We start from the raw sequence: 11,567 nt of genomic DNA on the forward strand, positions 1-11,567 counted from the left end.
TCGAATTTGTCGCTCTCTTGGCACAACAACGTCGTAACAGCTGTCTCGATGGTGGCGGCGCGGCGGATATCTGTCACCGGCGGGCGGCTCGTACGGTGGTCCGGTGACTGAACGTGAGGAGAGCGCCGACGCGCGTCGTCGGTGGTCGGCGCCGGGCCGGGTCAACCTGATCGGTGAGGCTGCCGATAGCGATACCCCTTGTGGTCACCTGTGTGGGCGCCCGGCACGCCGACGATCTGGTCCGGGTGAGTTCGCGCCAGCGGCCGGGTGAATCGGTCCGGCTACCGGCCGGGGCGCTGTCCACCGAGCGGGACCTGCTGCCGGGGTGGGCGCGTTACCCGCTCGGGGTGGTCGCGGAGTTCCGGCGCCGCGGGTATGGGATCGAAGGTCTGGAACTGGATTTCGACGGTGCGGTACCCGCGGGCGCCGGGCTCTCCTCCTCGGCGGCGCTGTGCTGTGCGGCGGCGGTGGCGGTCCGGGACCTGTGTGCGCCGACGGTCGGTGACCGGGAACTGATCGATATCGCGCGCGCGGCCGAGAACGATTATGTGGGCGCACCCACCGGGATCCTCGATCACGCCGCCTCCATACTGTGCACCGAGGGGCATGCGCTCTTCCTCGACGTGCGCGCGTTCGTCGCCGCCGAAACCGGCGGTTTCGAACAGATCCCGTTCGACCTTGCCGCGGCCGGCCTGCGGCTGCTCGTCATCGATACCGGGCAGACCCACGACCACGCTGGTGGCGGGTACGGGACTCGCCGCGCCGAATGCGCCGCCGCCGCGTCGGCTCTCGGGGTCGGATCGCTGCGCGATATCGATGAGGTCGGCGAATTGTCCGGGCTCACCGACCCGGTGCTGTACCGGCGGGCGCGGCACGTGGTGAGCGAGAACGACCGGGTGCGCGCGGTGGTGGCGCTGTTGCGGGCGGGTGCCGACCCGCGGGAGATCGGTCCGCTGCTGAACGGGGGACACGATTCGCTGCGTGACGATTTCGAGGTATCCACCGAGGTGCTCGATGCCGCGGTGGACGCCGCCCGGACATCCGGCGCGCACGGGTCGCGCATGGTCGGCGGTGGCTTCGGTGGCAGCATTATCGCGCTGGTGGATACCGCCGACGCCGGCCAGGTGGAGGATGCGGTTCGGGAGCGGCTCGCGGGCATCGGGTTTCACGAACCGCGGACCTTCGAGGCCGTGCCCGCGGCGGGCGCCGGGCCGGTCGGCTGATCCGGCCGGTGCCGCGGGACCATCGCGGCACCGGACCGGGGCGGTCAACCCGCGGTGCGGATCCGGCGCAGTGCGCCCACGAGGATGTCGACCACGAGGAAGGCCAGCAGGCTCAGGCCGAATACCGGAGCGAACCAGCCGATCAGTGCGGCCGCGGCCAGCGCTGGGACCGCCAGGATCGCCGAGCGGCGCAATGCGCCGCGGCGTGGCGGTTTGCCCACCGCGAACATGCCGGTCGCCGGGGTGGGCCGGCGCCGCCACCACATGAGGTATCCGCGCGCGATCACCGTGATCAGCCCCACGGCCGCCGCCAGCAGCAGTAGCTGGTTGAGCAGCCCGAACATCAGGCCCATGTGGAGCTGGATGCCCCAGTTCGCCAACTTCGCCATGAACGGCCAGTCGGCATAGGGGAGCCGATCGGTGACAGTGCCGGTGGGTCCGTCCACCGCCACCGAATTCGCTGTGAGTGTGCCCGACAGCCGCCGTTCCTTCACGGCGAACGCCGTGCCGTCGGCCGCCGGAATCGTGATTTCCGCGGGCCGCGTGACACCGGTCGCTCGCGCGGCGGCCTGGACTCCGTCCAACTGCTGGATCCGGTCCGCCGGAACCGTATGCCCGGTCGTATGCCCGCCGTGGTGGTCGGTGTGTGTGGTCCCGGCCGGCGCCGCGCCGGGCAGCGTGGTCTCCACCGCGGGTGTGGTCCAGCTGAGATTCTCCCGGAGCTTCTCGATATTGTCGCCGGCGTAGGTCGACCAGGTCAGACCCGTGGCCGACAGCAGCAGCGCCACCGGCAGGATCCAGATCCCGACCACCGCATGCCAGTTCAGCCGGCGTTCGCGCTCGTTGCGCGCGAGGTTCGGCACGAACAGCCATCGCACCGAATCACGCTGCCGCCGAGCCCGCACCCGCCGTATCCACAGCGCCAGCCCGGCGAGGGCGATCAACCACAACCAGGACGCCGCCAGTTCGGAGTACAAACGGCCGGGCTCACCCAAGTGCAGGTGACGGTGCACCTGGGACACCCACGCCCGGAAGGGCAGCGCACCGGAACTGCCGTACACCACCGATTCGCCCACCGGCTGCGCGGTCACCGGGTCGACGAAAACAGCGTGGCGCTCGGATTCGCCCAGGGCGGGATCACTGAACAGCACCCTGGTGGTCTCGCCCGGCGCCGGGGCCGGGGCGACCGCCACCAGGGTGAGGTCCGGCCGGACCGCGGTCCCGGCGGTCACCTGCTCGGACAGCGGGCGTTCGGGGCCGCGGGAATCCACGTACAGCAGATCCCGGTTCACGAACGATTCGATACTCGGCGAGACCGCGTAGAGCCCGCCGGTCACGGCCGCGATCAGGAGAAACGGTCCCACGAAGAGACCGGCGTAGAAGTGCAGCCGCAGCGTGAGTGCGCGGAAGGCGCCTCTGCCGGGCCGGGGTGTGCTGGTCGCCGGGGCAGCGCTGTCGGGCGCCGCGGGGACCTCGGTGGTACTCATCCTTGTTACCTGCGTCCTGTACTGGTCGGCACCCGGCGGGGAAGTAGCCGGGGTGCGCGGGACGCGGCGCGCACCGAGGGCTCGGGGTCGCCGCGCTGAGGGGGCCGGTGTCACGGGAGCAGGCGCGTGCGGGTCACCACAGCGAGGCGCAGCGCCCGGCCGAGACAGCCGGGTGGGAGATCAGACCAGGACGGCCCGCGGCGGTGCGCGGGTGCGATCTATATCGGCCGCGAAGATCCATGCGACGATCCGGTCGCGGTGCAGGGCCCGCAGCAGGGGCGGGTCCGGGACGACCGGGTGCCGGGGCGCGACCGGAACCAGCCGGGCCAGTGCTGTCGCGACGACGCGATAGGCGAATTCGGCCCCGCGCACGATCGTCGCGGCGGCGCAGGCGAGGAGGAGATGCGCCGCGAGCATGGTGGGGGTCAGTTGCAGATCGCCGTGGTGCAGATGCCCGGATCCCCAGCCGAGGCAGATATGGCCCAGCAGCTGCCCGGCCAGCAGTGCCGTGGTGAGCCCGGGCGTACCGGTGCGCAGCGGGCGCAGCCCGGTGACCAGGGCACCGACCGCCGCGGACGCGAGAGCCAGCAGTACGACGGCGGTGCCGTCGGGTGGGCTCGTCTCGGCCGCCCCTCCGTGGGCGGCCACCGAGACGGCCCCTGAGATCAGGCCGGCCGCCGCACCGCGGACGCGAGCGGCGCCGCGATGGTCCACCCGGTGGGTGGAGCCGAACCTGATACGCACTCGGGGATGATATCCGACGGCCGGGTTCGACCGCGGCGAACCGATACCCGCCCCCGCGGCGGGCGGCCGCATCCGGGGAGGTCGCCTGCGGCTCGGCGACCGCGTGGGACCCCGCCCGGACACCTCGATACCACTATTCGGCGGGATCTGCTGAGCCAGGCACGGGGAGACCGCGCCCTCGATCGATGCCACGCGGTCTCCGGAAGACGCCGACGACGGCGAAGCCACCGCCGGAGGGTGGGGCGTCGTATCGTCCGGCCCGCCGCGGCGGGACAGGCTTTCAGCTGCCGGGTTCCAGCTCCGTCAGCGGTTTCCGCAGCAGTTTCCCGGTGGCGTTGCGCGGCAGCTCGTCGAGGAAGACCACCTCGCGCGGGACCTTGTAGCGCGCCAGGTTGGCCCTGACGTAATCCTTGATCTGCTGGGGGTCGCGTGTCGAATCCGGGCCCGGGACCACCACGGCACGCAGCCGTTTCCCGAACTCCCGATCGTCTACACCGACCACCGCCGCCTCCAGCACATCCGGCCGTTCGGCGATGAGGTGCTCGACCTCCTGTGGGAACACATTCTCGCCACCGGAGACGATCATGTCGTCGTCGCGGCCGTCGATGAACAGCAGGCCGTCGGGGTCCAGATGCCCGACATCGCCGCTGGACATCATGCCGTCCACGGTCTCCTTGGTGCGCCCGTCGGTGTAGGCCTTGAAGGCGTGCGGGTTGTCGATGAAGATCGTGCCGGTGACATCGGGCTCGGTGATCCGCTTGCGGTTCTCGTCGTAGAGGGCGATCCGGACGCCGACCGGCGCCCGGCCCGCGGTGGTCGGCGATTTCTTCAGTTCCTGCGGTGTCGCGACTGTGATCACCGCGCATTCGGTGGAGCCGTACAGGTTGTAGAGCACATCCCCGAAGTGTTCGCCCGTACGCACCACCACATCGGGCTGGATCGCCGAACCCGCCGCGAAGATCACCCGGATCGACGAGACGTCGTGGCGGTCCAGCACCTCTTTCGGCTGGTCCAGGATGCGCTGCAGCATGGTCGGGACCACGACCAGTGAATCCGCCCGGTAGCGGGCGATATTGGCCAGGGTGCGCTCGGGGTCGAAGCGGCGCTGCTGGAAGACCACCCGGTTACCGAGCGCGAGTCCGAGGGAGAACTGGGACAGTCCGGTGCCGTGGAAGATGGGTGCGGCCATCACCATCGTGCCGTCGGTCGGCAGCGGCACCCGGTCGATGAACTGGGCGGTGATGAACGGGCTCACCTTGTCGCGCGGGGCGCCCTTGGGTGTTCCGGTGGTACCACTGGTCAGGATGACCGTCCCGCCCGGTTCGGCCGGGGCGGCCAGGGGGTCGGTGGACTGTCCCTCCGCGAGGGATTCGACCGTGGGGATCGCGGGGTCGGCGTTATCGGATTCGTCGACCCAGGTGAGGATCCGCGGGATATCGGCGGGAATGGCGCTCATCAGCTCGAAGAACTCGCTGTCGTGCAGCACCGCTTTGATCTGCTCGCGTTCGGCCACATCCGCGAACTGCGGTTTGGCGAATCCGGTGTTCATGAGCACCGCGCGCAGACCGAGTTTGCCGGCCGTCAGCATGCTCAGCACCATGCCGCGGTGATCGCGGGCCAGGACGGCCACCACGTCACCGGGGCGCAACCCGCGTTCGGTGAGACCGCGGGCGAAGGCGTTCGAGCGATCGTCGAGTTCGCGGAAGGTGAGTTCGCCCTTCTCGTCGACGATGGCGGGGGAATCGGGCCGGGTCTGCGCGGCATGCATGACCACGCCGGCGAACGGGCCGTATTTGGACGCGTTGCTCATCGACCGGATGGCATGGTCGAGCCGCAGCGGATCGAAGAGGCCGCGTTTGCGCATCACGTTCACGGCCAGGGCGATATCGCCGGCTCTGCGAACGGGGCCGGGCAGCGACAATGGCATCGGTGACAACCTTCCGCGGCGTACCGCCGGGATCGGCGGCCTACCTCCTCGAGCTCCAGTGCAAGCCAACCCTAGCAACCGTGCGCGGGACCGCCATCCGATTGTCTCGGACAGTAGAGAAACCGGGACATTACTGTGAGATATCCCGGTTTCCCTGTCGAGAAATGTTGTCAGACCTCGTATTCCACCAGCACCCGGCGCAGCAGTTTGCCGGTCGGGTTACGGGGCAGATCGTCGAGGAAGACCACCTCGCGCGGCACCTTGTACCGGGCGAGGTTCTCCTTGACGTAGGTCTTGATCTCGGCTTCGTCCGGGGTGTGCCCGGGTTCGGGGACCACGAACGCGCGCAGTCGCTTGCCGAACTCCGCATCGTCCACGCCGACCACCGCGGCGTCGAAGATATCGTCGCGTTCGAGCAGCAGGTTCTCGACCTCCTGCGGGAAGACGTTCTCACCGCCGGACACGATCATGTCGTCGTCGCGGCCGTCCACCATGAGCAGACCATCCTCGGTGAAATGGCCGACATCGCCGCTGGACATGTAGCCGTCGATGATCTGCTTGTGTCGGCCGTCGGTGTAGCCCTCGAAGGGGGCGCCGCTGCGGACGAAGATCCGGGCGGTGACGTTCTTCGTGGTGACGGCCTTGTCGTTGTCGTCGTAGAGGCGGACATCGCAGGTGAGCGGCGGGCGGCCGACGGTGCCCGGGGCCTTGGCCAGATCGGCCGGCTGGGCCACCGTGGCGATGGCGACCTCGGTGGAGCCGTAGAGGTTGTAGAGCACGGGCCCGAACACCTCGGTTGCCTTGACGCACAGCTCCGGCGACAATGCCGATCCCGCCAGGATGATCCCCTTCAACGCGGACGTGTCGTACTTCGCGCGCACCTCGGCGGGCAGTTCCACCATCCGATGCAGCATGGTCGGCACCGCGACGAGCAGTTCGGCCTTGTGGTCGGAGAGCATCTTCAAGGTGGCCTCGGCGTCGAACCGGCGCCGCATGACGATCTTGTTGGTCAGGCCGATGCTCACCAGGTACGTACCCAGGCCGGTGCTGTGGAAGATCGGCGAGACGATCACGACGGTGCTGCGCTTCGGGAACGGCATCCGGTCCAGGAATTGCGCGGTGGCCACAGGGCTGGCCTTCTCGCGTGGGGCGCCCTTCGGTAATCCGGTGGTACCGCTGGTGAGGATGATGAAACCACCCGGTTTGGCCGGGGCGGGCAGGGTTTCGGTGCCGTTCGCGGCGATGAGGTCGTCGAGTGTTCTCGCGCCCTCGGGCAGTTCGGCGCCCTCGTCGACCCAGGTGAGGAATCGGGGCATATCCGCGGGCAGGGCGTCGAGCAGCCCGAGGAATTCGCTGTCGTGCAGCACCGCCTTGACCTTCTCGCGTTCGCACACCTCGGCGAACTGCGGTTTGGCGAATCCGGTGTTCATCAGCGCGATCTTGACGCCGAGTTTGCCGGCTGCGGCCATGGAGAGGATCAGGCCGCGATGGTCGCGAGCGAGGATGCCGATCACGGTGCCCTCGGTGATGCCCGCGCTCCGAAGCCCGTGGGCGATCTTGGTGGACTGTTCGTCCAATTCCCGATAGGTCAGCTCACCGCGCTCGTCGGCCAGTCCGGGCGCATCCGGCGCGATCCGCGCGGAATGCATGATCAAAGTGGCCTGCGGGATATAGGTCTTGGAATCCTTCAGCGTCCGCAGCGTTTCCCCCGGATTCTTCAGATCGATGAATCCACTGGACTGCAGCAGCCCGTATGCCTTGACGACTTCCAGCGTATGCGCCAGATTCACCTTCGAACACCTCCACAGATCCTCGCGTCGGCACTCGACCTAGCGATTCCGAACGGCATATCGGTGGTCACCGTAGCAGTGAAAGTGTATTCGCTCACAACGTACGCTCCGGACAAAAAAGACATCTTTGAGGGGCCGGCGAGTCGGCCGGCCCGGGGCTGTGGCGAATATTCGACACAGCCCCGGGGCCCGGCCCGCGGCCGATGGGCTCAGTTGTAGACCGAGCCCATCGACGGGAATGTGATATCCCCGCGCACATACCGGAACCCGTCCGGATGCTCCGCGCTCACCGGTACCGGCCACCGGTGCCACAGGTTGCCGTACACCGCGGCGACGATCATGCCCGGGCCGGGATCGATCGGCCGGGTGCGGATGGTGGTGTCGGCGATGATGTCCCTGTGCTCGGTCAGCTGCTCGATACCGCTACGGCCGTTGCTGAGATTCAGCCACACCACATCCAGCCGCGCGCCGGTCTGGTTCGGGGCGATCGTGCCCGGTCCGCCGAAGAATCCGAACCGGAAACCGTCGACGTTCAGCGACAGGCCGGACCCGTAGAGTCCCGCCCCGCCGCCGCGGCCCACGGTGGATTCGGCCGGGATCTGGAACGGCTGCGCGGGCAGCGCGGCTTCGCGTGCGGCGGCGGCCACTCTCGCATCGCCCAGCAGCCGGGACACCGCCTTTTCGGCGGACGGATCGCCGGCCGCGGCGGTGTGCAGTGCCTGAGTTGCCGACGCCCAATCGACCTGGGCGGGTTCGGCGGTCGCGTGCCCGGTGAACAGCACTGTGGCCGCGGCGGTCACGACCGTGCAGGTGAGGAGTCGACGGGCAAAAGCCGGTATGCGCATAACCAGTCTCCTTGCAGAGGCGATGTACGGGGTACTGCTCAGTGACTCGGTGACGGGTGCAGCAGGTGTGGAACGTGTGGAACTCGTATCGGCGCGGCGCGGTGCCGAGTGGAAAACGGGGCCTTCGGCGCCGATCGGGACGGTCCGATCGAACAAACACTGTCACTCGGTCCCGGTGGTGTCCAGGACCGCCGCGCGGCCGGTCGGTCGCGGTTCTGTCTCTGCTGCCGCGCGCCGGCGATCAGTCGGCGGTGACGGCGCGTTCGAGCAGGTGCTGCAGGGTTCGCTGTTCCTGCTGGCTGAGTGGCTGCAAGGGGGAGTCGGCCGCGAGCAGATCGAGCAATCGCTCGCGCAGGGCGCCGCCCGCGGCGGTGAGTACGAGTTGTTTCGCGGGCCGGTCGATGGGGTGGGCGCGCCGTTCGACGGGCGGCGACCACGATCGGGTCCGCTCGGCGGCGGCGCGGCGTCGTCTGGTCGACGAGCTCGCCGAAACAGGTGACCTCGCCTTCGGCAACCATTTCGCCGATGTCGTCTTCGGCACGGTGATACGCGACGGTGACGGCAGCACGACGTGGGTGCCGCTGCCCTGAGAGCCCGGCCGACCCTTGGGCGCCGAGGGCACAGGCTGCCGGAACAGCGGAAAAGCGAAACCCGGTGTGGGCTTCACGAGCCCACACCGGGTTTGCGCCTACTTGAGTTCGGCGCTGGTCTTGCCCAGGACCCGGCGGGCCACGATGAGTTGCTGGATCTGCTGGGTGCCCTCGAAGATGTCGAGGATCTTGGAGTCGCGACCCCACTTCTCCAGGAGCAGTCGCTGCGAGTAGCCGACAGCGCCGGCCAGTTCGACGGACTTCAGCGTCACATCGGTGCCGGTGCGGCCCGCCTTCGCCTTGGACATCGACGCCTCGAGCGAATTCGGCTTCTTGTTGTCGGCCATCCAGGCGGCCCGCAGGGCCAGCAGATAGGCGGACTCGTAGTCGGCCTCCATCCGCAGGAATTCGGCCGCCGCGGCGTGCTGATTGTTCACCGGGGTGTCATAGGAGATCTCGATACCCGCGTCGGTCAGGATCGCGCGCAGTTCCTCGAGTGCGGCGCGGGTGACACCGATGGCCATGGCCGCGACCATGGGGCGGGTGTTGTCGAAGGTCTGCATGACCCCGGCGAAACCCTTCTCCACGTTCACTTCCGGGCTGCCGAGGATATTGTCCTTCGGGATCCGGCAATCCTGCAGCAGCAGCACCGCGGTATCGGAGGCCTTGATACCGAGCTTGTGCTCGAGCCGGGCCACCGACAGACCGGGGGCATCGCGTGGGACGACGAACGATTTGATGGCGGCGCGGCCGAGCTTGCGGTCCACCGACGCCCACACCACGATATGCGTGGACCGCTGACCGGCGGTGACGAAGATCTTCTCGCCGTTGAGCACCCATTCGTCGCCGTCGAGGACGGCGGTGGTGGTGACCGCGGCCGAATCGGAGCCGAAGCTGGGTTCGGTGATCGCCATCGAGGCCCACACCTTGCCGAACCGTTCCAGCTGTTCGTCGGTGGCCACCGCGGCGATGGCCGCATTGCCCAGGCCCTGGTAGGGGATGGACAGCATCAGCCCGACATCTCCCCAGGAGGTTTCCAGGGCATTGAGCAGCGCGGACATATTGCCACCGTTGGCGTTGAGGAGCACATCGGTGGTGGGCGCCTCGTCATCGGAGCGGCCGCCGCTGGCACCGCTGATCTTCTGCGTACCGGAATCACTGAGCCCGTCGACCATGGCGGCCATGGTGTCGAGCTCCACCGGGTATTCGTGCTCGCCGAGATCGTATTTGCGCGAGATCGGACGGAAGATCTGCGAAGCCACCTGGTGCGCCTGATTGGCGCTGGCCCGCAGCTTCTTGGGAAGTTCGAGATTGATCATGAGAATCTCCTGGCGATGAACCGGAAAGTTGTTCGGAGGTGGGTGGTCCGCCTCAGAGCGTTGGGGGTGTCGGCCGGTTGTCCGGCTTCGATCGGTCAGCCGCGGAGGAGTGAAGACCCGGGGTTGATAGGGCCCGAACCCCGCGGCGCCGGAGGCGCCGCCGACTACACCAGCACGACGCCTTCGGCGACCGCGATACCCCTCAGATCGCGGTACCAGCGTTCGACCGGGTGTTCCTTTGTGAAGCCGTGGCCGCCGAGCAGCTGGACCCCGTCCAGCCCGACGCGCATACCCTTGTCCGCCGCCAGTTTCTTGGCCAGTGCCGCTTCCCGGGCGAAGGTGAGGCCCTGTTCGGCGCGGGCGGCGCCGCGCAGTGTCACCAGACGCAGACCGTCGAGTTCGATGGCGATATCGGCCACCATGAACGCGACTGCCTGCCGATGGCTGATCGGTTCGCCGAAGGCCTCACGCTCGTTGACGTAGGGGATCACGTAGTCGAGTACGGCCTGCCCGGTGCCGGTGGCCAGCGAAGCCCAGCCGAGGCGGGCGAGCTGGACTGCGTCGCGGTAGTCGGCGGCGTGCTGCCCGGCGTCACCCTCGCCGAGGATCGCGTCGGCGGCGACGGCCACATCGTCCAGTACCAGCCGGCCCAGCCCGGCCGCGCGCAGGCCCATGCTCGGATCGGCTTCCACCGACAGTCCCTTGGCGTCGGATTCCACCACGAACAGCGCCGGGCGGCCGTCGAGTTCGGCGCCTACGACGAAGATCTCGGCGTCGGCGGCCGCGGGGACCAGGCTCTTCACGCCGGTCAGCTTGTAGCCGCTGGGGGAGCGGACGGCTTTGGTCTGCAGGCTGAACGGGTCGAAGAGAGCGCGGGGTTCGCTGATGACGACAGAGGCCTGCGGCACGTTCTCGCCGGTGAAGGCGGGCAGATAGGTCTGCTGCTGGGCGTCGGTGCCCCACTGGGACAGCGCGACCGCGACGCCGCTGGGCGCGAGCAGAGGTAGGGCCAGACCCATATCGCCGTGCGCGAGAGCCTCGGCGACCAGCGAGTTGGTGACGGCACCGCGTTCGGTGGCCGCGCCCTCGAGTTCCTCGGGCACGTTGATCAGTGTGATGCCGAGTTCCGCGGCCCGGCCGAGCAGATCTTTCGGCGCCGCGGCGGCCTCGTCGGCATCGTATGCGGCCGGGCGCAGGATCTCGGCCGCGAACTCGCGCACTGTCTCGACGATCATCTGCTGTTCGTCGGTGGGGGTGAGGTCGAAGTAGTCCTTGGTCTTGGACTCGTTATCGGGTAGCCGCTTGGGTGCCCCGCCGCCGGCGACCTTGTTGAAGGCGCGGGTGGCCGCACCGAGGGTGCGGAAACCGGTTTTGGTGCTCTGGTAGGTGACCCGGTCGATGGGCTTGCGCAGGTTGTACTTCTCGGCCAGCTCCGAACCGGTGATGGTGGACATGACCCGCATCGCGGCGCCCATCCAGTCCCGTTTGGGTTGGTGCAGGCCCACCCCGTTCTCCTGGCGGACGCCGTTGTGCGACCGCCGTTCGGTAGCGCTGTCTCGAATGCTCATCATCACCTGTTTCTCGCGCGGGGGTGAGGGTCGGCCCCGGGTATCTTACTGCGGAGTAAGGCTATCTTACTGCT

Annotated in this window: 9 protein-coding genes and 1 pseudogene; 2 read left to right on the plus strand and 8 right to left on the minus strand. The window is 68.4% G+C overall.

Features of this window, described 5'->3' with window-relative positions; translation table 11 throughout:
• Positions 1 to 103: 103 nt before the first annotated feature.
• Positions 104 to 166, plus strand: a pseudogene (locus IEY68_RS36105) (hypothetical protein); the annotation flags it as partial.
• Positions 167 to 173: 7 nt separating this feature from the next.
• Complete coding sequence (locus IEY68_RS12140) at positions 174 to 1,223, plus strand: galactokinase (protein ID WP_229718735.1); 1,050 nt, start codon at positions 174 to 176, stop codon at positions 1,221 to 1,223.
• A gap of 44 nt (positions 1,224 to 1,267) precedes the next feature.
• On the opposite strand, the gene IEY68_RS12145 is transcribed toward IEY68_RS12140, so the two are convergent.
• From IEY68_RS12145 to IEY68_RS12180, 8 genes are all read right to left on the minus strand, one after another.
• Entirely contained in the window at positions 1,268 to 2,710 is a 1,443-nt protein-coding gene (locus IEY68_RS12145; protein WP_058854377.1) for a PepSY-associated TM helix domain-containing protein, read from the minus strand.
• A 180-nt stretch (positions 2,711 to 2,890) separates the two neighbouring features.
• Positions 2,891 to 3,454 carry a hypothetical protein gene (locus IEY68_RS12150; RefSeq protein WP_229718736.1) on the minus strand — a complete coding sequence of 188 codons (564 nt, stop codon included), beginning with the start codon at positions 3,452 to 3,454 and terminating at the stop codon, positions 2,891 to 2,893.
• A 280-nt stretch (positions 3,455 to 3,734) separates the two neighbouring features.
• Entirely contained in the window at positions 3,735 to 5,381 is a 1,647-nt protein-coding gene (locus IEY68_RS12155; protein WP_058854376.1) for an acyl-CoA synthetase, read from the minus strand.
• A 170-nt stretch (positions 5,382 to 5,551) separates the two neighbouring features.
• Positions 5,552 to 7,171 carry an acyl-CoA synthetase gene (locus IEY68_RS12160; protein WP_058854375.1) on the minus strand — a complete coding sequence of 540 codons (1,620 nt, stop codon included), beginning with the start codon at positions 7,169 to 7,171 and terminating at the stop codon, positions 5,552 to 5,554.
• A 209-nt stretch (positions 7,172 to 7,380) separates the two neighbouring features.
• Positions 7,381 to 8,016, minus strand: a complete 636-nt coding sequence (locus IEY68_RS12165) for a hypothetical protein (protein ID WP_058854374.1) — start codon at positions 8,014 to 8,016, stop codon at positions 7,381 to 7,383.
• Positions 8,017 to 8,257: 241 nt separating this feature from the next.
• A complete protein-coding gene (locus IEY68_RS12170) occupies positions 8,258 to 8,683 on the minus strand; it encodes a winged helix DNA-binding protein (RefSeq protein WP_189094222.1) in 426 nt (141 codons plus the stop codon).
• Positions 8,684 to 8,704: 21 nt separating this feature from the next.
• Positions 8,705 to 9,925 (minus strand): acyl-CoA dehydrogenase family protein, encoded by a 1,221-nt coding sequence (locus tag IEY68_RS12175; RefSeq protein ID WP_058854372.1) that lies wholly within the window; start codon positions 9,923 to 9,925, stop codon positions 8,705 to 8,707.
• Between the two features lie 164 nt (positions 9,926 to 10,089).
• Complete coding sequence (locus IEY68_RS12180; protein WP_156426127.1) at positions 10,090 to 11,499, minus strand: acyl-CoA dehydrogenase family protein; 1,410 nt, start codon at positions 11,497 to 11,499, stop codon at positions 10,090 to 10,092.
• Between the last annotated feature and the right edge of the window lie 68 nt (positions 11,500 to 11,567).

It is taken from the genome of Nocardia jinanensis, from assembly GCF_014645735.1.
In the GTDB taxonomy this organism is placed as follows: domain Bacteria; phylum Actinomycetota; class Actinomycetes; order Mycobacteriales; family Mycobacteriaceae; genus Nocardia; species Nocardia jinanensis.